Origin of the sequence: Jiangella ureilytica (assembly GCF_004348545.1) — a bacterium.
Classification (GTDB): domain Bacteria; phylum Actinomycetota; class Actinomycetes; order Jiangellales; family Jiangellaceae; genus Jiangella; species Jiangella ureilytica.
Genome location: NZ_SMKL01000065.1, coordinates 1 through 19,530 on the forward strand (window position 1 = coordinate 1; position 19,530 = coordinate 19,530).

General features: G+C 70.4%; 18 protein-coding genes. 7 read left to right on the forward strand and 11 right to left on the reverse strand.

Features of this window, described 5'->3' with window-relative positions; genetic code table 11:
- The coding region (locus tag E1212_RS22715; protein WP_203417113.1) for a methyltransferase domain-containing protein at nucleotides 1–424 on the forward strand (424 nt) is incomplete at its 5' end.
- Nucleotides 425–662: 238 nt separating this feature from the next.
- Here the strand turns inward: E1212_RS22715 and E1212_RS22720 are convergent.
- The 3 genes from E1212_RS22720 to E1212_RS22730 form a co-directional block, all read right to left on the reverse strand.
- Nucleotides 663–1,415: an SDR family oxidoreductase gene (locus E1212_RS22720; protein WP_131986699.1), complete on the reverse strand. Its 753-nt coding sequence runs from the start codon at nucleotides 1,413–1,415 to the stop codon at nucleotides 663–665.
- 20 nt (nucleotides 1,416–1,435) lie between these two features.
- Nucleotides 1,436–2,185: an SDR family oxidoreductase gene (locus E1212_RS22725; RefSeq protein WP_131986701.1), complete on the reverse strand. Its 750-nt coding sequence runs from the start codon at nucleotides 2,183–2,185 to the stop codon at nucleotides 1,436–1,438.
- A 95-nt stretch (nucleotides 2,186–2,280) separates the two neighbouring features.
- Nucleotides 2,281–3,735 carry an MFS transporter gene (locus E1212_RS22730; RefSeq protein ID WP_131986703.1) on the reverse strand — a complete coding sequence of 485 codons (1,455 nt, stop codon included), beginning with the start codon at nucleotides 3,733–3,735 and terminating at the stop codon, nucleotides 2,281–2,283.
- A 941-nt stretch (nucleotides 3,736–4,676) separates the two neighbouring features.
- Between E1212_RS22730 and nhaC the strand changes: the two genes are divergently transcribed.
- Genes nhaC through E1212_RS22750 form a run of 4 tightly spaced genes read left to right on the forward strand, consistent with a single transcriptional unit; the run spans nucleotide 4,677 to nucleotide 9,396 of the window.
- Complete coding sequence (nhaC, locus tag E1212_RS22735) at nucleotides 4,677–6,164, forward strand: Na+/H+ antiporter NhaC (protein WP_131986705.1); 1,488 nt, start codon at nucleotides 4,677–4,679, stop codon at nucleotides 6,162–6,164.
- Nucleotides 6,165–6,193: 29 nt separating this feature from the next.
- Nucleotides 6,194–7,633: a basic amino acid/polyamine antiporter gene (locus E1212_RS22740; RefSeq protein ID WP_131986707.1), complete on the forward strand. Its 1,440-nt coding sequence runs from the start codon at nucleotides 6,194–6,196 to the stop codon at nucleotides 7,631–7,633.
- Between the two features lie 49 nt (nucleotides 7,634–7,682).
- A complete protein-coding gene (locus tag E1212_RS22745) occupies nucleotides 7,683–8,939 on the forward strand; it encodes an arginine deiminase (protein WP_131986709.1) in 1,257 nt (418 codons plus the stop codon).
- Nucleotide 8,940: 1 nt separating this feature from the next.
- Nucleotides 8,941–9,396 carry an META domain-containing protein gene (locus tag E1212_RS22750; RefSeq protein ID WP_131986711.1) on the forward strand — a complete coding sequence of 152 codons (456 nt, stop codon included), beginning with the start codon at nucleotides 8,941–8,943 and terminating at the stop codon, nucleotides 9,394–9,396.
- Between the two features lie 248 nt (nucleotides 9,397–9,644).
- On the opposite strand, the gene E1212_RS22755 is transcribed toward E1212_RS22750, so the two are convergent.
- From E1212_RS22755 to kduI, 8 genes are all read right to left on the reverse strand, one after another.
- Nucleotides 9,645–9,887, reverse strand: coding sequence for a tautomerase family protein (locus E1212_RS22755; protein ID WP_131986713.1), 243 nt, complete (start codon nucleotides 9,885–9,887; stop codon nucleotides 9,645–9,647).
- A 14-nt stretch (nucleotides 9,888–9,901) separates the two neighbouring features.
- A complete protein-coding gene (locus E1212_RS22760) occupies nucleotides 9,902–11,398 on the reverse strand; it encodes an aldehyde dehydrogenase family protein (protein WP_131986715.1) in 1,497 nt (498 codons plus the stop codon).
- Nucleotides 11,399–11,426: 28 nt separating this feature from the next.
- Nucleotides 11,427–12,431 carry an ABC transporter permease gene (locus E1212_RS22765; protein WP_131986717.1) on the reverse strand — a complete coding sequence of 335 codons (1,005 nt, stop codon included), beginning with the start codon at nucleotides 12,429–12,431 and terminating at the stop codon, nucleotides 11,427–11,429.
- Nucleotides 12,428–13,945, reverse strand: coding sequence for a sugar ABC transporter ATP-binding protein (locus E1212_RS22770; RefSeq protein ID WP_131986719.1), 1,518 nt, complete (start codon nucleotides 13,943–13,945; stop codon nucleotides 12,428–12,430). The genes E1212_RS22765 and E1212_RS22770 overlap by 4 nt, the downstream gene beginning before the upstream one ends.
- Nucleotides 13,942–15,006 (reverse strand): ABC transporter permease, encoded by a 1,065-nt coding sequence (locus tag E1212_RS22775; protein WP_203417114.1) that lies wholly within the window; start codon nucleotides 15,004–15,006, stop codon nucleotides 13,942–13,944. Before E1212_RS22775 ends, E1212_RS22770 begins: the two co-directional genes overlap by 4 nt.
- The gene (locus tag E1212_RS22780) at nucleotides 15,006–16,097 is read right to left on the reverse strand and encodes a sugar ABC transporter substrate-binding protein (protein ID WP_131986721.1); all 1,092 of its coding nucleotides are present in this window, start codon (nucleotides 16,095–16,097) and stop codon (nucleotides 15,006–15,008) included. The genes E1212_RS22775 and E1212_RS22780 overlap by 1 nt, the downstream gene beginning before the upstream one ends.
- 68 nt (nucleotides 16,098–16,165) lie before the next feature.
- Nucleotides 16,166–16,960, reverse strand: coding sequence for an SDR family oxidoreductase (locus E1212_RS22785; protein ID WP_275296200.1), 795 nt, complete (start codon nucleotides 16,958–16,960; stop codon nucleotides 16,166–16,168).
- Complete coding sequence (kduI, locus tag E1212_RS22790; protein ID WP_131986723.1) at nucleotides 16,957–17,778, reverse strand: 5-dehydro-4-deoxy-D-glucuronate isomerase; 822 nt, start codon at nucleotides 17,776–17,778, stop codon at nucleotides 16,957–16,959. The genes E1212_RS22785 and kduI overlap by 4 nt, the downstream gene beginning before the upstream one ends.
- A gap of 162 nt (nucleotides 17,779–17,940) precedes the next feature.
- Here kduI and E1212_RS22795 point away from each other — a divergent pair, with 162 nt between their 5' ends.
- Together E1212_RS22795 and E1212_RS22800 are read left to right on the forward strand one after the other, a co-directional pair.
- Entirely contained in the window at nucleotides 17,941–18,714 is a 774-nt protein-coding gene (locus E1212_RS22795; RefSeq protein ID WP_131986755.1) for an IclR family transcriptional regulator, read from the forward strand.
- 404 nt (nucleotides 18,715–19,118) lie between these two features.
- Nucleotides 19,119–19,502, forward strand: a complete 384-nt coding sequence (locus E1212_RS22800) for a hypothetical protein (protein ID WP_131986725.1) — start codon at nucleotides 19,119–19,121, stop codon at nucleotides 19,500–19,502.
- Nucleotides 19,503–19,530: the final 28 nt, after the last annotated feature.

A 19,530-nucleotide genomic window follows, 5' to 3' on the forward strand; every position in this document is an offset into this window, starting at 1 on the left:
GTGGGTGCACAGAGAAAGGGTGACGCTCGTCGACACGGACTGGGAGTCGCTGGCGTTCGACGGGCTGCCGGACGAGCTGGTCGGCCGGTTGCGGCGGCGGCTCTGGCACAGCTCGGTGATGAGCGGCCCGTCGATGGGACGCACGCTGCGGTCGCGGCTGGTCCGCGCCGGAGTGGACGACGTGCGGTGCGAGCCGATCGCGCTGTGCTTCACCGGCCCGGAGGACGCCGGCGGCGTGGTCGGATTCGTCGAGCCCGGCACGCTAGAGATGCTGCTGGCGGCCGACGCGACGCCGGAGCCGGCGCAGCGGACGGCCGACGCCGAGCTCACCGCCGACTGGTCCGCTGCGGTGGCCGCCGCGTCCACGCGCGGCGAGTTGCTGACCGTCCTGACGATGTGGGTGGTGACCGGTGTCCGGCGCTGAGCAGCCACTCGCCGGCGGGCGCAATGTGGAGGTGATGTGGGTCGGCGACACCCCCGCGCCGGCCCAGACGGCTGTGGACGCCCGTGGCGCACCAGGCGCTATGACATCTGGAGGCGGCCTGGTTCGACGCCTCGCAACGCTGGAACGAGCTGCTCGTGAACGCCTTCCGTGCTGCCGGAGAACCCCTCCACGCCCAGTGGTGCTGACCGGAAGATCGGCCGCTCTCGGTGCGACCCGGTCACAAGGCAACCCCGAAGCCGCCGCCGACCATGGAGTTGGCTCCGGTGACGTACGAGCTGCGCGGCGAAGCGAGGAACGCGACGGCCTCGGCGACCTCCTCCGCTCGGCCCCAGCGGCCGAGCGGCACGTGTGACGCGATGGCCTCTCTCATCGATCCGAGAACGTCCTCCGGCAGACCGAGCTTTCCCGGAGCAGGGGTGTCGATGGGACCGGGACTGACGGCGTTCACGCGGATGCCGCGCGGCGCCAGCTCCGCCGCGAGCGCGCGCATCAGCCCGATTTGCGCGCCCTTCGTCGCGGTGTAGATCGACTGTGACGGCAGCGCCTTCTCCGACCCGATGGAACTGGTGAAGATCACCGAGCTGCCCCGCGTGAGTAGCGGCAGCAGCTTCTGCAGCAGGAAGGACTGGCCCTTGACGTTGACCCCGAATGCGTGGTCGAACGTCGCTTCGTCGAGGTCCTCGAACGCAATCGCATGCACGACAGCGGCGTTGAGGAAGACGACATCGACGGTCTCGAAACGCTCCTTCACCAGCGTGACGACGTCATCAGCGTCGGTCAGCGACGCGGCGTCGGCGCGCAGCACGGTGACGTCCGGGGGCAGCTGACGCTGCGCGGCGGCGAGCGTTTCGGGGTTGCGGCCGGTCACGACGACCGCGTAGCCGTGCTGATGCAGGGCGTGTGCGGTCGCGAGACCGATGCCGGTGGTCCCCCCGACGATCAGCGCGACGCGGCTGGAGTCCTGCGTCATCAAGATCGATGTCCTTTCTTTCAGGCGACTCGGAGGCCGCCGTCGACGGCGATGTCGGCGCCGGTGACGAACGCCGCTGCGGGGGAGGCGAGGAACGCGACGACCTGCGCGACATCGTCGCCGGCACCGACGCGGCCGAGCGGCACCTGATCGGCGGTGGTGGCACGCCAGGCTGTCAGCGCGGAGTCGTCGAGGCCGAGCTTGCTCAGCGCGGGCGTCTCGACCGCACCCGGCGACACCGCGTTGACACGAATGCCGCGGGGAGCAAGTTCCACCGCCAGCGTGCGCATGAACGACAGCACCGCCCCCTTCGTCGCGGTGTACACCGACCAGTCCGGCAGGCTGCGGACCACACCGAGGGCCGCGCTGAACACCACAGAGCTGCCGTGGGTCAGCAGCGGCAGGATCTTCTGGAGCGTGAAGACCTGGCCCTTGACGTTCACGTCGAAGTGCTCGTCGTAGAGCGGTTCGTCGACGGCGTCCATCGCGACCATGTGCCCGACTCCGGCATTGAGGAACGCCACGTCGACCCGGCCGAACCGCTCCCTCAGCTCGGCCGCGACACGATCGGCGTCGGTCAGTGACCGCGCGTCGGCGCGCAGCACGACGGCGTCCTCGGAGAGCTCGTCGCGCGCGGCGACGAGTGTGTCGGGGTTCTGGCCGGTGACGACTACCGAGTAGTCCTTCTCGAGCAGGCGCGCGGTCGCCAGCCCGATGCCGGATGTCCCGCCGGTGATCAACGCGACCGGGCGCGACGACTGTGTGCTCATATGACCCTTCCTTCGTGTGCGAGTTCCCAGTGACCGCCGCTCGACGGTGGCGGGTTGCGCTGCATCGGGACCCGCCACCCGTGCCCGTCGGCCGCTCAGTCGGTGTGTTCGGCGACCGGGACGAGTGGCGGGTGTTCCTCCGGAGTGGCTGTGGGTGGGCGTCGGAGCAGGAGGAGCGCGGCGAGCAGGCCGATGCCGGCCAGGACGGCGGTGGCGAGAAACCCGGCCTGGTGGCCTTCGACGAGCGCACCGACTGGGTCGCCGCCGGCACCGATGACGTCGTTGGTGCGGGAGACCGCGACCGTCGACACGATGGCGACTCCGACGGCGGCACCGATCTGGAAGGTGGTGTTGCTCAGACCGGATGCCACACCGGCCTCGCGTTCGCCGACGCCGGCCAGCGCGGCGATCGACACGGTGACGAACGTGAAGCCCACGCCGAGGCCGGAGACGAGCAGACCGAGGAAGATGTCGCCGAAGTAGCTGCCGTCGGCCGAGACCTGGGTGAAGTACAGGCAGCCGACCCCGAGCAGGACCAGGCCGGCGGATGCGACCACCCTGAATCCGAGCTTGAGCACCAGGCCCTGCCCGACGATGGCAGCAACGGCCACACTCACCGGGAACACCACCGAGGTGAGACCGAACCTGACCGGGGAGAAACCGAGCACCTGCTGGGCGTAGAGCGTGAGCAGGAACGGCATCCCGAACGCCACGCTCGAGAACAGCACCATGGTCGCGTTCGCGCCGACCAGCGTCCACGACCGGAAGATTCGCAACGGCAGCAACGGCTGCGCCACCCGAGACTCGATCACCGCGAAAAGCACGAACAGCGCCGCGGAGCCGGCCAGCAGCCCGATCGTCTGCGGGTCGCTCCAGCCCGCCTCCGGCGCCTCCACCACCGCGTACACCAGCAGCACCAGGGCCGCCGTCGCCGACAGCGCACCCAGCGGGTCGAACCCGCGACGCTGCTGTGTGGCCCGGCTCTCGGACAGCAGCCGCGGCGCAAGCGCCAGCGCCAGGACACCGATCGGGACGTTGATCAGGAACACCCACTCCCAGCTGATGTCGGTGAGCGGGCCGCCGATCAGCCAACCAGCCGTCCCGCCGATGCCACCCAGCGAGCCCCAGATGCCCAGCGCCTTGTTCCGCTCCGCGCCCTCCTCGAACGTTGTCATGACGATCGACAACGCCGTGGGCGTCAGCACGGCCGCCCCCACCCCTTGGAAGGAGCGGGCGGCGATCAGCGCCGCAGGCGACCAGGCCAGCCCACACAGCAGCGAGGCCACCGTGAACAGCACCAACCCCACCATGAACATCCGGCGCCGGCCCAGCAGATCCGACGAGCGACCACCCAGCAGCAGCAGCCCACCGAAGCTCAGCGCGTACGCGCTCAGCACCCATTGCAGGTCACTCGGCGCGAAGCCCAGATCGGCCTCGAGCGAGGGCAATGCGACGACCACGATCGCCGAATCCAGGATCACCATGAAGAACGCCCCGCACAGCAGCGCCAGCGCCTTCCAGCGCCGCGGATCGGGCCCGACCTGGACCATGACACTCTCCAAGCTTCTGAGTTAGTTGGACGACTAACTCACCATGATGTCCAGGCGTTGCACAAGCACTGTTCACCAGGAGCAGAACGAGGCCGTGACAGCCGGCGGCGCGCCGCCGGCGACGCTGTCCACTGTTCAGAGAGTGATTGCGGGTGCCCGGCGATCACCCCGCGTCATCAGCGCCCGGAGATGGCCGGCCAGCGTCGCCTTGTGCTCCAACGGCACTGGCCAGAATCGCTCTGACCAGCCGCTACACGGTTGTCGAGCTGCCGGGAGTCGAACCCGGGTCAGGTGATTCCCCATTCTCGGTTGGAGCGTTCGCGTGGTTCCGGCACGGCCGCGGGGCTGCTCGGGACGCCAGATGGTGCCCCGGCCGGTGCCGGCGTCGATGAGATCGAGCATGCCGTCGACGCCCCGCCTGGAGGCGTCGGGATCGGCGGGTCCGGGCCGGCTGACGAACTCGTCAGTGAGGTCCACGTCGCCATCGGGTGCATCAGCCAGGGTGACGGTGACCAGCTCGCGTGGGCCACCATCCGAACCGCGCGCTCATGCAGCTACCGCGGGTACCTCGAGGGACGTGCCATGACCTCATCCTCAACTGATGAAGTCTCCGGACATCCCGAAGCGGTTCCGTACAGGGCACACCGAATTCCACGGATGCGCCGCGGAGGGGGGCCAATTCGGCCACATCGCCGCGACGACGATCATGACGCGGTAGCCTCCGTGAAGGTACTTCTGTTCACACCCGATCGTGGCGGCGACCGGGGACGGGAAGGGAAGGATCCCGTGCCATGGAGCATCTCTCGGTGTCCGAAACGCCTACCTGCTCCCTGAGACACTCAGCCCTGCCCGCCGGTCATGCTGCATGGCCTGATCGAGCACGCGGGGCCGCCGGACCGCCTCGCCGTCGCGACGGCTCCGGAGCGGGCTAGGAGCGCGCGGTGGCGGAGACTGGGCGATCACCGATCCGGGCGCCGTCGCTCACCGACGCCATCATCCCCCTGGCTGTGCTCGCCTGCCTCATCTCAGCTGCGCTCGCGATGTTCGGCCTCGATGCGCTCGACGGCCCGGTCCAGGTCGCGCTGGTCCTGTGCTGCATGGTCGCGGCGCTCATCGCTGTCAAGAACGGACACCGCTGGGAGGAGGTCCAGAGCGCCGGGCAGGGCGCGCTGGCCTCGGTCACGAGCGCGATCTTCATCCTGCTGGCGGTCGGTGCCCTCATCGGCGTCTGGAATCTGTCCGGAACGATCCCGACGCTCGTCTACTACGGGATCCAGGTCCTCACGCCGGGGTGGTACTACGCCGCTGCTGCCGTCATCTGCGGCGTCGTGGCGATGACCATCGGCAGCTCGTGGACCACGGCGGGGACGATCGGCGTCGGCCTGGTCGCGATCGCCACCATGCTGGGCGTCTCACCAGCGATCACGGCCGGCGCTGTCATCTCCGGCGCGTACCTCGGCGACAAGACCTCACCGCTATCGGAGACCACCGTCCTGGCCGCGCAGATGGTGAAGGTCGACGTCTATGCGCACATCAAGCGGCAGGTGTGGACGTCGTTACCCGCCTTCGCCATCGCGGTCGCGGTCTTCCTCATCCTCGGCCTCGCGACGGACACCGGTGATGTCGACGCGGTCCCGACCTCGGTCGAGCTCCAGTCGCTCGACCAGGTGTACTGGATCACCCCGTTGACCCTGCTGCCGCTCGTGCTTCTCGCGGTCCTGTCGATCCGGAAGGTGCCGGCGTCGCTCGCGCTGGCGTTCTCGGCGCTGTTCGCCGGAGTCCTCGGCGCGTTCCTGCAGCCCGAGGTGATGCGCGATTTCGTCGGCGGTGCGGACAACGCCGTCGTTGGGTCGATCAAGGGCGTCTGGAGCGCCATGGCGAACGGCTTCACGATCGACTCGGGCACTTCCGAGATCGACCAGTTGCTGTCGCGCGGCGGTATGGACAGCATGCTGCCCACGCTGTGGCTGATCATCGGCGCGGTCACGTTCGGCGCGCTGCTCGAGGGGTTCGGCCTGATCTCCCGGTTGCTCGATCCCCTGATCAGAGCCGCGACCAGCACCGGCCGGCTGTTCCTGAGCGTGTTCGCCTGCGCGTTCGGCCTCAACGTGGTGGCCGGTGACCAGTACATCGCTCTGGTGCTGCCCACACGGATCTTCCGAGCCGAGTTCGCCAAGCGCGGGTTGGGCCCGGCCAACCTGTCACGGCTGGCTGCCGACTGCGGCACCGTCACGTCCCCACTGGTGCCGTGGAACTCGTGCGGCGCCTTCATGGCCGCGGTGCTGGGCGTGCCCACTCTGCTGTATCTGCCCTACTGCATCTTCAACCTGGCGAGTCCCGTGCTGAGCGTGGTGTACGGATTCACCGGATTCACGATCGAGCACGTGACGCCGGTCGCCGACCCGCCCGCCGAACAGCCGGCGGCCTGACCTGCTTACGTCGAACGGATGGAGGACCCATGGCCGGCACGGAGGTCACCAAGCCGTCCGCACAGCAGCTCACGTTCGTCACCATCACCGCGATGGTCGTCGGCTCGATGGTGGGTGCCGGAGTCTTCTCACTGCCGTCTCGGTTCGCCCAGGAGACCGGCATTGCCGGAGCGCTGATCGCGTGGGTCATCGCCGGGACGGGCATGTTGATGCTCGCCTTCGTCTTCCAGACCCTCGCCCTCCGCAAGCCCGACCTCGATGCCGGTGTCTACGCCTATGCCAAGGCCGGATTCGGTGAGTACATCGGCTTCTTCTCCGCCTTCGGATACTGGGCCAGCGCCTGCGCCGGCAACGTCACGTACTGGATCCTGATCATGTCGACGGTCGGCGCCGTCGTCCCGGCCCTCGGCGACGGCGACACCCTGCTCTCGCTCGCGCTCTCGACGGCGGGCGTGTGGCTGTTCTACCTGCTGATCCGGCGCGGTGTGAAGGACGCGGCGGCGATCAACCGGATCGTCACCGTCGCCAAGGTCATCCCCATCCTGATGTTCGTCGTCCTGGCGCTGTTCGCGCTCGATCCCGAGGTCTTCGCCGCCAACTGGAGCGGCGACAGCGACGTCGGATCGCTCTACGACCAGGTCACCGGCACGATGCTGGTCACCGTGTTCGTGTTCCTCGGCGTCGAGGGCGCGAGCGTCTACTCCCGCCACGCGAAGCGACGCAAGGACGTCGGCCGGGCGACCGTGCTCGGCTTCCTTGCGGTCTTCAGCGTCTTCGCGTCCGTCACCATCGTGTCGTACGGCATCCTGCCGTACAACGAGATGGCGGATCTGCGGCAGCCCTCCATGGGCGGCGTGCTCCAGGCGGCGGTCGGCGAGTGGGGCGCGGTCTTCGTCAGCGTGGGGTTGATCGTCTCGGTGCTGGGCGCCTACCTGGCATGGACGCTGATGGCCGCGGAGGTGCTGTACGTCGCGGCGAAGGACGACGACATGCCGCGGTTCCTGAACAAGATCAGTGACGTCGACGTCCCCGGCCCGGCGTTGCTGATGTCGACGATCCTCGTCCAGGTCATGCTCGTCGTCACCATGTTCTCCGCGGACGCGTTCAACTTCGCCCTCAACCTCACCAGCGCGTTGACCCTCATCCCGTTCCTGTTCGCCGCCGGGTACGCGCTCAAACTGGCTTTGACCCGGGAGACGTACGTCGAGAACCCTCGCGGGCACGGCCGCGAACTGATCGTCGGCGCCGTCGCCACCCTCTACACCGCGTTCCTGCTCTATGCGGCGGGTCCCAAGTTCATCCTGCTGTCGTTCATCATCTACGCACCCGCGACGATCCTGTTCGTCATGGCCCGCCGCGAACAGGGCAGGCGGGTGTTCGCACCGATCGAGCTCGTCATCCTCGCCATCTCGATCTGCGGCGCCGTCGCCGGCGTCGTCGCCCTCGCCACCGGCGCCATCACCATCTGAACGGCGGCGACGCGATGCCACGCCGCAGGCCGCCGAGAAAGGGAGACCCATGACCACCCAGAACCAGAGCGAGACGTACGGGGTGCACTCCGAGGTCGGCCGGCTGCACAAGGTGCTCGTGTGCGCGCCCGGGCTCGCGCACCGGCGGCTGACGCCGACCAACGCCGACGACCTGCTGTTCGACGACGTCATGTGGGTGGAGAACGCCCAGCGCGACCACGCCGACTTCGTGAACAAGCTGACCGTCCGCGGCGTCGAGGTCGTCGAGCTGCACGACCTGCTGGCCCAGACGATGGCGATCCCGAAGGCGCGGTCCTGGCTGCTCGACCGCAAGATCGTCGCCAACGACGTCGGCCTGGGTCTCGTCGACGACACCGTCGCCTTCCTCGAGTCGCTCGCGCCGCGACAGCTCGCGGAGTTCCTGATCGGCGGATTGGCGACGTCGGACCTGCCCGCGGTCTTCCGGCCCGGCTACCTCGCTCTGGCCCGGGAGTCCACCGGTGTCCGCGAATACCTGATGCCGCCGCTGCCGAACACCCTGTACACGCGGGACACCACGTGCTGGCTCTACGGCGGGGTCACGCTGAACCCGCTGTACTGGCCGGCCCGACACGACGAGACCCTGCTGATGAAGGCGATCTACACCTTCCACCCCGATTTCGCCGGCTCCACCGTCTGGTGGGGCGACCCCGAACAGGACTGGGGCCAGGCCACGTTCGAAGGCGGCGACATCATGCCGGTCGGCAACGGCGTGGTGCTGATGGGCATGAGCGAACGGACCTCACGCCAGGCGATCACCCAGGTCGCCGCCACACTCTTCGCCCGCGGCGCGGCCGAGCGTGTGGTGGTCGCCGGCATGCCGAAACTACGGTCGGCGATGCACCTCGACACCGTGTTCACCTTCGTCGACCGCGACATCGTCACGCTCCACCCGTCCATCATGGACCGGGTCCACGCGTTCTCTCTCCGGCCGAGCGACACCGCACCCGGGGTGGAGGTCACCGACGAGGGCACCCGGTCGTTCGTCGACGTGGTGGCCGAGGCCCTCGGGCTGCCCGAGCTGCGGGTGATCGCCACCGGCGGTGACGTCTACGAGTCCGAACGCCAGCAGTGGGACAGCGGCAACAACGCCGTCGCCCTGGAACCGGGCGTGGTCTTCACCTACGACCGCAACACGCGGACCAACACCCTGCTGCGCAAGGCCGGCGTGGAGGTCGTCACCATCGTCGGCGCCGAACTCGGCCGCGGCCGGGGCGGCGGCCATTGCATGACCTGTCCCATCATCCGTGAGCCGGTGGAGTTCTGACATGCCGATCATCTCGCGCGCGCTGACCGCCGCCGGGCTGTCGACGGTGCTGCTGCTCGCCTCGTGCGTGGACGGCACCGGCCGCGACGTCGAATACGGCCTTTCCGCGGTCCCCGACCTGGGCGACCTCGACGGTCGCACCCTGGTGGCGGACCGGATCGTCGACCCCGACCGGGACATCGTGCCGAGCTCGCGGATCACGATGTCGTTCACCACCGACTCGGTCAGCGTCGACGCCGGCTGCAACACCTTGACGGGGACGGCGTCGATCGACGACCACGAGCTGGTCGTCGACCAACTGGCCTCCACCCTCCAGGCATGCGATGACGCCCTCGAGGAGCAGGATCGGTGGCTGACGTCGTTCCTCACGTCGCGGCCCAGGTTCGACCGGACCGACGACGACTTCCACCTCAGCCGCGACGACACCGAGATCCACTTGACTCTCGAGGACGACTGAGCCGGTCCACCACGTCGTGCTGACGGGCTATCCGCGAGGATCCACGCCATCGCAACCCCTCCTCTCGCGCCCGGTCGCGCGGTCCGACGACAGCACCGCGCGCATCGCGGATCCAGGCTCCGACCAGCCGCTACACGGTTGTGAGCTGCCGGGAGTACGTCATGATGGCGCTGTGATCACCGCAGGGCCAGCGGCGGCCGCCGAGACCGCTGCGGACGGCGTCGGCGGGCGCCACGGACCCCGAGCGGTCAGTCGGCGACGGCGGCAGACTCGTGGCCCAGGTTCGACAGCACACCGGAGCGCGTAGCGTCCTCCGACGCCAGGACGCCGCCGTTGGCGACGTCGTCGGGCTCGATGTGCTCGAAGGCGATCCGGACGTCGCCCGGCCGCGCCCCCAGGGTTTCGACGGCGGCGGAGGTGACGGCCTCGGCGAAGGCGCGCTTCTGCTCCACAGTGCGCCCGCGCAGCAGCTGGACGGTGATGCTCGGCATGTCGATCAGTCCTTTCAGAGGGCCGTGATCACGGTCTTGAGCTCGGTGAAGTCGTCCAGCCCGAACGAGCCGAGCTCGCGGCCCCAGCCCGACTCCTTGAACCCGCCCCGCGGCAGAACCACGTCGTCCGCGTGCCAGGTGTTGAGCCAGACGGTGCCGGCCCGCAGCGCCGACCCGGCACGGTGCGCCCGCGCGACGTCGCGGGTCCAGACGCCGGCGGCGAGGCCGTAGCGGGTGTCGTTGGCCAGCCGGAACACCTCGTCCTCGGAGTCGAACGGCACCGCCGTCACGACCGGGCCGAAGACCTCGTTGCGCTGGATCTCCGCGTCCTCCGCGACGCCCGTGAGCAGTGTCGGCTCCATGAAGAACCCGCTCTCGAGGCCTCGACGACCGCCGGCCACCGCGGAAGCGCCGGCCCGGATCCCGCCCTCGACGTAGCCGAGCACCATCGCCTGCTGCTCGGCGGTGATGAGCGGGCCCATGTCGGTCGACGGGTCGAACCCGTTCCCGAGCTTCGTCCCCCGAGCGATCGCCGCCACCCCGGCCACCACCTCGTCGTACGCCGACCGCTCGACGTAGAGCCGCGACCCGTTGACGCAGCACTGGCCCTGGTTGAAGAAGCCCGCGTGCGCGGACCCGGCGATGGCCGCCGGCAGGTCGGCGTCGGCGAAGATGATGTTCGGCGCCTTGCCGCCCAGCTCGAGCGACACCTTCTTGAGGTTGCCCGCGGCGGCCTCGACGATCTTCTTGCCGACGGCGGTCGACCCGGTGAACGCGACCTTGTCGACGCCGGGGTGCCGGACCAGCGCCGCGCCCGCCTCGCCGAACCCGGTCAGGACGTTCAGCACGCCGGGCGGGAAGCCGGCCTGGAGGAACAGCTCGCCCAGCCGCAGCGCGGACAGCGGCGTCTGCTCGGCCGGCTTGAGCACGACGGTGTTGCCCGCGGTGACCGCGGGGATCACCTTGAAGCAGGCCATGAGCAGCGGGAAGTTCCATGGCACGATCCCGGCGACGACGCCGACCGGCTCGCGCACGGTGTAGGCGAAGTACGGCGCGTCGGCCGACATCGGGATCGTGGTGCCCTCGATCTTCGTCGCCCAGCCGGCGAAGTAGCGGAACAGCTCGGCGGCCGTGGCCACGTCACCGTCGCGCGCCCCGAGGAACGGCTTGCCGTTGTCCAGGGTCTCGAGCTGGGCCAGCTCGTCGGCGTGCTGGTCGATGAGCTCGGCCATGCGCCAGAGCAGCCGCGCGCGCTGACGGGGGGTGGTGCGGCGCCAGGCAGACCCGGGCTCGAAGGCGGCCCGGGCGGCGGCCACCGCACGGTCGACGTCCTCGTCGCCGCCGTGGGCGACGCGGGCGAGCACCGCGCCGGTCGCGGGGTCGAGGGTCTCGAAGGTCCGCCCCGACGCGGCGGCGGACCAGGTGTCCCCGATCAGCAGTGGACGCTCGGCCGAGATGAACTCGGAGACCGCCGGGAGCAGGTGGTCACGGGAGGCATCGGTCGTGGTCATCGAGGGCGCCTTTCTGCACGGAAGGGAGTCATTTCAGTACCGCCACCTTGGAACGGTCGATGGTCACGCTGACCGCGATGATGATCAGCACGCCGTAGAAGATCGGTTCGAAGCCGGCGTCGACGCCGATGAGCGAGAGCCCGGTCCGCAGCAGCACCACGATCAGCGCGCCGACGACGGTCCGGAACAGCCCGCCGTGGCCGCCGGTGATCGCCGTCCCGCCGACGATGACCGCCGCGACCGCCGGCAGGAGCAGGCTCTCGCCGAGCGTCGGCGCGCCGCTGAACGTGCGGGCGACGAGCAGCACGCCGGCCAGCCCGGCGCACGCGCCGGACACGCCGAACGCGGCGATCTTCACCATGCTCACCGGCAGTCCGGCCAGCCGGGCCGCGGGCTCGGCGTGGCCGACGGACGCGACCCACCGGCCGAACGGGGTGAACCTCATGACCGCGCCGAGCACGACGACGACACCCAGCGCGATCACCAGCGCGCTCGGAACGGTGCCGCCGATGCGGGTGAACGCCCAGCGCAGCGCCGCGATGTCGGTGACGGCGACGGTGCTGGCGCCGGAGAACGCCAGCGCCAGGCCGGTCCACAGCGACATCCCGCCGAGGGTGACGATGAACGACGGCACCCGTGCGGCGATGTGGATCCAGCCCTGCACGACCCCGGCCAGCGCGCACACCAGGACGACCGGCACCACCACCGCGCCGGACATCGACGGCACCCACAGCGCGGTGAGCACCGACGCGAACGACGCCAGCGCCCCGATGGACAGGTCGATGCCGCCGCACAGGATGACGACGGTGATGCCCACCGCCAGCACCATCAGCGGCGCCGCGGAGTCGGCCATGGTGGTGAGGCTGCGCTGGGTCAGCAGGTCGGGGTTGCGCAGTGAGAGCAGGACCAGCAGGACGGCCAGGATGATCAGCGGCATGAACCGGACCAGCTCACGCCGCACGCGGCTCGACCCGTCCGGCTGCCGCGGTGCCTCGGAGGGCCGCGCCACCTCGGGTGCGGTGTCGGTGCTCATACCATCTCCTCGAGGATCACGACGGGATCCGGCTTGGCGCCCTTCGGGGTCTCGACGGTCGTCACGACCTCGCCGTCCTTCATGACCACGACGCGGTGGCTGAGCGCGATCATCTCCTCGAGCGTGTCGGACAGCAGCAGCACCGCGCAGCCGGCCGCGGCCAGGTCCCTGATCAGCGCATAGACATCGGACTTGGCGCCGACGTCGAGGCCGCGGGTCGGGTGGTCGAGGATCAGCAGCCGGAGATCGTCGTCGATCATCCAGCGCGCCAGCACGACCTTCTGCTGGTTGCCGCCCGACAGCGTCCCGATCGCGGTGTCCGGCGACGGCGTCTTGATGCCGAGCCGCCGCACCCAGTGGTCGACGAGGCCGCGTTCGCGCTTGACCTGCAGCACCGGCCCCGAACACACCTCGCCGACGTGTGCCATGGACAGGTTCTCGGCCACCGACATCGGCGGGATGATGCCGTCGGTCCGCCGCTCCGACGGGACGTAGCCGACGCCCGACCGCACGGCCGACCGCGGCGAGCCGAGCCGGAACGGCTGGTCGTCCAGCGTCACGCGGCCACCGGACGACCGGATCGCCCCGAACAGCGCCCGGCAGACGTCCTCACGCCCCGACCCCTGGACGCCGGCCACGCCGACGACCTCACCGGCCCGGACCTCGAAGCTCACCTTCGTGCAGCCGGCGGTGGACAGGTTCTCCACCCGCAGCCGCACGGGGGCGCCGTCGCACTCGCGCTGCGCCTCGTCGTGGTAGTGGCTGCCGCCGGACTCGCGGCCGATCAGCAGGTGGTGCAGGTCGGTGGCGTCGACGGCGGACGGGTCGACCTCGGCGACGACCTGGCCGTTGCGCAGGACGTAGACGCGGTCGGACACCTCCAGCACCTCGTCGAGCCGGTGCGACACGAACACCACCGACGCCCGCCGGCGCAGCCGCTCGATCTGCGCGAACAGCGTCGCGATCTCGTCGCGCTCGAGCACGCTGGTCGGCTCGTCGAGGAGCACGACCGGCTCGCCGGTGATGCGCTCCTCGATGGTCAGCACCTTCGCGACCTCGACCATCTGCCGCTGCGCGAACGTCAGCGTGTCGGTCCGGGCGCCGGGGTCGATCCTCGAGCCGATCTTGTCCAGCTGCTCCTGGGCCAGCGTCTTCATCGCCCGCCACCGGTAGATGCCGCCGCGGACGGCGGACCGCTCGGCGCCGAGCAGGATGTTCTCGGCGACGGTGAGGTTCGGCACCAGCGACTGCTCCTGGAAGACCATGCCGATGCCGACGGAGCCGGCGTGCGCCACGCCGCGGAGGCGAACCGCCTCGCCGCGGACCCGGATCGTGCCCGCGTCGGGCGTCACGAGCCCGACCAGCGACTTCAGCAGCGTGGACTTGCCCGCGCCGTTCTCGCCGATCAGGCCGACGACCTCGTGCGGGCGGACCTCGAAGCTCATGCCGTCGAGCGCCGTGACGCCCGGGTACCGCTTGGTGAGTCCCTCGACCGAGAGGACCGGGTCGCTCATTTGACCACCCCCAGCCGGTGCCGGACGGGCCACGTCGCGGCGGCGACGGCGACCACGACGATGACGCCCTGGACCGCCTGCTGGGCGTACGGGCTGACGCCGGCGAGGATCAGCCCGTTCTGCAGGACGGTGAGCACGAGCACGCCGATCATCGACTGCAGCACCCCGCCGCGCCCGCCGACCAGCAGCGTGCCGCCGATGACGGCCGCCGCGATCGCGGAGAAGTTCAGCCCCGACCCCGCTTGCACCACGCCCGACCCCAGCTGGGACGTCGCCATGACGGCGCCCAGCCCGTAGAAGGCGCCGGCGACGGCGAACGCCGCGGTCTTGTAGCGCGCGACCGGCACGCCGGAGAGCCGCGCGATGTCCTCGGCGCCGCCGATGGCGTACGCGTAACGGCCCACGCGGGTGTAGCGCTGGATCAGCCAGCCGACGAGGATCGCCCCGGCCGCCACCCAGCTCACGATGGTGAACCCGAGGAACCGCGACGACGCCCAGTCGCCCAGCCACGGGTCCTCGACGATCGGCCGCTCCCCGGAGAACAGGATCGTGGCCACACCCAGCCCGATGGCGTAGACGCCCAGCGTCGTCAGGAACGACGGGATCCGCAGCCGGGTCGACAACACCCCGCTGAGCAGCCCGAACGCCGCACCCAGCGCGACGGTCGCCGCCACCCCGAGCACGCCGAGGTCCAGCCCGGTCCGTGAGTTCGCGACCAGCAGCGCGACGGTGAGCGCGCACGCGCCGATCACGCCCTCGACGGACAGGTCGATCGCCCCGAGCAGCAGCACGAAGGTGAGCCCGACCGTGACGACGGCCAGCACGGCGGCCGCGTCGACGACGGCCACCACGTTGTCCCAGCTGCGGAACTGCGCGTCGAGGACCGAGAAGACCAGGATCATCAGCACGAGGGCGGCAAGCGACGCGGTGGTTTGAACGGCGTCGGTGCCGCGCGGGCGCCACACCAGTCGCCCGCCGGACGCCGCCGGCCCCGGCCCCAGGGGCGGGGCCGGTCCGGCGGCGTCCGCGGCGCGTGGCTGCGCCGTGTCTGGCGAGGACATCAGCCGATCGGCCCCGTGGCTCGGTCGAAGAGGCTGCCGCACTCGAAGTCGTCCATGTTCAGCTCCGGCTCGGCGAACTCGGCGGCGTTGGTCTGGTCGATGAGGAACTGCTCGGCGAAGAACGCGCGGTCGTCGTTCGCGACGTCGGCCACGTCGAGCTCGCCGGTCGCGGCGCAGTACCCCATGGCCAGGCCGATCGCGCCCTGCCACGGGCCGTCGCTGGACACCGTCGCCGTCATCGTGCCCGCCTCGATCGCGGCGATCGCCTCCGGGACCGCGTCGATGCCCACCACACCGACGCCGGTGATCCCGGCCGCCTCCAGCGCCTGCACGGCGCCGAGCGCCATGTCGTCGTTGGCCGCCCAGACCCCGCCGACGTGCTCGCCGTGCGCCGTCAGCAGCGTCCGCGTCACGTTCAGCGCCTCGGCGCGATCGAACCCGGCGGTCTGCTCGTCGAGCAGCTCGACCTCCGGGTGCTCCGACAGCGCCCGCTGCAGGCCGGCGAACCGGTCCTGGGCGGCGGAGGTGTCGAGGATGCCCTGCAGCGCGATGATGCCGCCGCTGCCGCCCATCTGCTCGATCAGCGCCTTGGCGATGAGGTAGCCGGACTCCTCGCCGTCGTAGGTGATGTGCGAGACCCAGCGGTCGTAGCCGTCCCACGGGTTGAGGTCGGCGGGCTTGTTCCACTGGGTGACGAGGAACGCGCCGGCCTCGTCCGCCGCGGCGACGATCGGTGCGGTGTCGGAGTCGCCGTTGGGCAGCACGTTCAGCACGGCGCACTCCATGCCGCTGCCGGCGAGGGCCTGGCGGATCTGCTCCTGCTGGCGCTGCGAGTCGCCGTCGTAGGTGAGGTGCTGCTGCTCGAGGCCGACGGACTCGGCGAACTCGTCGCCGCCGGCGAGCCAGGCCGCCTCGTACGGGTTGGTCTGGTTGCGGACCTGGCCGATCAGGGTGATGTCCTCGGGGCTGCAGCTGCCGCCGTCCCCCGACGCGCTGGAGGTGCCGCTGTCGTCGGCACAGGCGGTGAGCAGGAGGCCGCCGGCGAGGACGCCGGTGAGGACCGCCAGGCGCTGACGTGTGGGTTTCCTCATTGAAGTTCCCTCTCCGCTTCGGACAGTCCGCGGGCGCGGGCTGCGAGGTCCTATCTGCGGTGCGCTGACTATCGGGCGCTCCAGCCCCCGTCCACGAGCAGGACGTGTCCCGTCACGTAGTCGGAGGCGCTGGACGCCAGGAAGACCGCGGCGCCGACGAGGTCGGACGGCAGGCCCCAGCGACCCGCGGGGATGCGGTCGCCGATGCTCGTCGCCCGCGCCGGGTCGGTGCGGAGCCGGGCCGTGTTGTCAGTGACGATGTAGCCGGGCGCGATGGCGTTGACCTGCACCCCGCGCGGCGCCCACTCGTTCGACAGCGCCCGGGTGACGCCCGCGACGGCGTGCTTGCTCGCCGCGTACGACGACACCCCGATGCCGCCCTCGAACGAGAGGAGGCTCGCGATGTTGATGACCTTGCCGCTGCCGCGGGCCACCATCGGCCCGGCGACGCGCTGGGTCAGGAAGAACAACGACGTCAGGTTGACGTCGAGCACCCGGTTCCAGGAGCTCGCGTCGACCGTGAGCGCGTCCTCGCGGTGGATCACCCCGGCGTTGTTGACCAGGATGTCGATATCGGCCGGCAGCTGGTCGTCGAGCGCACCGCTGGCGATGAGCTCCGGCTGGGCCAGGTCGAGGTCGACGGTGGTCGCCGTCCGGCCGAGCTCCTCGACCGCCTCCTTGGTGGCGTCGAGGCTGCCGCTCCGCCCGACGAGGACGAGATCGGCGCCCGCGAGAGCGAGGCCCATCGCGATCGCCCGGCCGATCCCCCGGCTCACGCCGGTGACCAGCGCCGTTCGCCCGACCAGTGAGAAGGCCTGCAGGTCGGCGGACTGCGGGGCGGCCTGGCGGCCGTCGGTGCTCACAGGGCCTCCAGCGCGACGGGGTCGAGGTCGCCGTAGTCGGTGTTCTCGCCGGCCATGGCCCAGACGAACGCGTAGGAGCCGGTGCCCGCGCCCGCGTGGACCGACCACGACGGCGAGATGACCGCTTCGCCGTCGGCGACCCACAGGTGCCGTGTCCTGTCCGGCTCGCCCATGACGTGCAGGACGCGGTCGCCGTCGGACAGCCCGGTGTAGAGGTAGACCTCGGTCCGGCGGTCGTGGCGGTGCGGCGGCATGGTGTTCCACACCGACCCCTCGGCGATGACGGTGACGCCGAGCTGCAGCTGGCACGACGGGTGCCCGCCCGGGCCCCACACGTAGCGGTACAGGCTGCGGACGCTGGCGCCGCGCTGCTCGCCCAGCTCGACCGGCTCGGTCTCGCCGCGGCGGAAGACGGCGACGCCGTGGTCGGTGTGCGCGGTGGCGGAGACCAGGTAGAACCTGGCGCCCGCGCCGCGGAACGCGACCCGCCGGCCCAGGCCGACGTAGGCGCCGTCGAGCGTGCCGAGCTCGTACGGGGCGTCGTCGACGAGCACCTGGCCCGGGCCGCCGACGTTGATGACGCCGAGCTCGCGCCGTTCGAGGAAGTGCGCCGCGCGGAGCGGCTCGAAGGCCGGCAGGGCCAGCGCCTCGTCTCCGGCCGGTACCGCGCCGGCGAGGACCATGCGATCCTCATGCGTGTAGACCGCGCGCACCTCACCGTCGGCGAACAGGCCGTCGACGAGGTAGCGGTCCCGCAGCTCGGCGTTGGTGGCCGTCTCGACCGACGCTGGCGCGGTCGCCTGGCGGACCTCCATCATGTGCTCTCCCATCGAACGTCGAATCGGCGAGACGGGTGGGACGCGACCGCTTCGGTTCACATATGCGGACCGCTGTCCTCATTTGCGATCGCACTCAACCAGGATGTGAATGAGCTGTCAAGGATGGGTCTGCTAGCTTTGTCTGTGATGAGCGTCGACGAGATGGCCGGCCACCCCGACACCGACGGGGCCGACGACGGCGACTTCCAGCCTGTGAAGTCGGCCGGTCGGGTCCTCGAGGTGCTCGACGTGCTCGCCTCGACGGGCCCGCAAACCATGCGCGACCTCGCCGACCAGCTGGGCGTGCCGAAGAGCAGCATGCACGCGCTGCTGCGCACCATGCAGCACTACGGCTGGCTCGAGCTCGACACCACCGGCAAGCAGTACGGCCTGGGCGTCCACGCGCTGCTCGTCGGGTCCGCCTACGTGGACGGCGACGACGTCGTGGCCCGCACCAGCCCCATCCTCGACACCCTCGCCGAGAACACCGGCGAGACGGTGCACCTCGGCCGGCTCGAGGGCGACTCCGTCGTCTACATGGCCAAACGCGAGTCGGTGCATCCGCTGCGCATGTTCTCGGCGGTCGGCCGCCGGCTCTCGGCCTACTCCACGGCACTGGGCAAGTGCCTGCTCGCGGGCCTGACCGACGAAGAGATCGCCGAGCGCATGCCCGAGAAGCTCGAGGCCGTCACCGAGAAGACCATCACCGACCCCGACCTGCTGATCAAGGACATCCGCCGGGCCCGGGTCCGCGGCTACGCCATCGACGACGAAGAGACGACGCAGGGCCTGCGGTGCTTCGCCATCGCCCTCCCCCAGCGCGCCCCGACCCACGACGCCATCAGCATCTCGGTGCCGATCTTCCGCCTCGACGACGAGCGCCAAGAGGCGATCGTCCGGCTGCTCTTCGAGGCCCGCTACTCCTTCGCCCGCTGACCATCCGCCCGCTCCGGAATGATCACGTTCACCAGCCTGGTGAAGCCCGAGAACGCCCCGTGACGCACGCCGGCAACCGCTTACCAGAGCCCGCGGTGGGCCATCATGAGGATTACCCGAGCCGCAACACGCCTACAGACCTAGTGCGACACGCAATTCCCTAGTGAACGTGATCATTCCGAGGCGGAAATGCGGCCGGCGGGAACCGACCCCCTGGTGCTGTGAAGGCGAGGTCGCGGCGGCGCGGGTCACGTCCAAGCGCCCCCACCACGACGGCGCCTCGACCCCAGCGCGCGGACTCGAGGCGCGCCGCCGCCCCTCGACCATCGAGACAGTAGGGGCCTGACCCACGTCCGCACCCCCACGCCGAACTCGGCGATCATCCGGGCCGGTACCGTGACGCCGTGACCAAGGACTCGATGTCGCCGGAGCTACTGGCCCTGCTCAACGCCGACCTGGAAGACCTGGCGGCGAGGCTGCTGGTCGCCGCGTTCACCCCGCTGCTCGACCGCCCCTATCCCGCGCTCGCCCGAGTCGAGCTGGCCGAAGAGCTCGGCCGGCTGGGCGGCGTGAAGGTCCCCAATTTCGCCTGGAGCTTCAAGAGCCAGCCCGGCGCCGGCCTGGCCCGCCTCACCATCGAGCTCGTCCTGATGTGGGAGGAGGTCGGGCTGGCCGCCCGCGGCTTGCGCGACGAAGGCGAGGTCGTCCTGCTCTTCGCGGGCGAGACGGTCCTGCGCGACGACGACCCCGAGGAGGCGGCGCGGGAGGCCCTCGCGGGCACCGCCTGACCGGTAGCGCACGACCACACCGTCCACA

Bases quoted from the DNA above. Each gene is read 5' to 3' on its own strand.
- E1212_RS22720 (WP_131986699.1), bottom strand. From the start codon at position 1,415: ATGACGCAGGACTCCAGCCGCGTCGCGCTGATCGTCGGGGGGACCACC.
- E1212_RS22725 (WP_131986701.1), bottom strand. From the start codon at position 2,185: ATGAGCACACAGTCGTCGCGCCCGGTCGCGTTGATCACCGGCGGGACA.
- E1212_RS22730 (WP_131986703.1), bottom strand. From the start codon at position 3,735: ATGGTCCAGGTCGGGCCCGATCCGCGGCGCTGGAAGGCGCTGGCGCTG.
- E1212_RS22740 (WP_131986707.1), top strand. From the start codon at position 6,194: ATGGCCGGCACGGAGGTCACCAAGCCGTCCGCACAGCAGCTCACGTTC.
- E1212_RS22745 (WP_131986709.1), top strand. From the start codon at position 7,683: ATGACCACCCAGAACCAGAGCGAGACGTACGGGGTGCACTCCGAGGTC.
- E1212_RS22750 (WP_131986711.1), top strand. From the start codon at position 8,941: ATGCCGATCATCTCGCGCGCGCTGACCGCCGCCGGGCTGTCGACGGTG.
- E1212_RS22755 (WP_131986713.1), bottom strand. From the start codon at position 9,887: ATGCCGAGCATCACCGTCCAGCTGCTGCGCGGGCGCACTGTGGAGCAG.
- E1212_RS22760 (WP_131986715.1), bottom strand. From the start codon at position 11,398: ATGACCACGACCGATGCCTCCCGTGACCACCTGCTCCCGGCGGTCTCC.
- E1212_RS22765 (WP_131986717.1), bottom strand. From the start codon at position 12,431: ATGAGCACCGACACCGCACCCGAGGTGGCGCGGCCCTCCGAGGCACCG.
- E1212_RS22770 (WP_131986719.1), bottom strand. From the start codon at position 13,945: ATGAGCGACCCGGTCCTCTCGGTCGAGGGACTCACCAAGCGGTACCCG.
- E1212_RS22775 (WP_203417114.1), bottom strand. From the start codon at position 15,006: ATGTCCTCGCCAGACACGGCGCAGCCACGCGCCGCGGACGCCGCCGGA.
- E1212_RS22780 (WP_131986721.1), bottom strand. From the start codon at position 16,097: ATGAGGAAACCCACACGTCAGCGCCTGGCGGTCCTCACCGGCGTCCTC.
- kduI (WP_131986723.1), bottom strand. From the start codon at position 17,778: ATGATGGAGGTCCGCCAGGCGACCGCGCCAGCGTCGGTCGAGACGGCC.
- E1212_RS22795 (WP_131986755.1), top strand. From the start codon at position 17,941: ATGGCCGGCCACCCCGACACCGACGGGGCCGACGACGGCGACTTCCAG.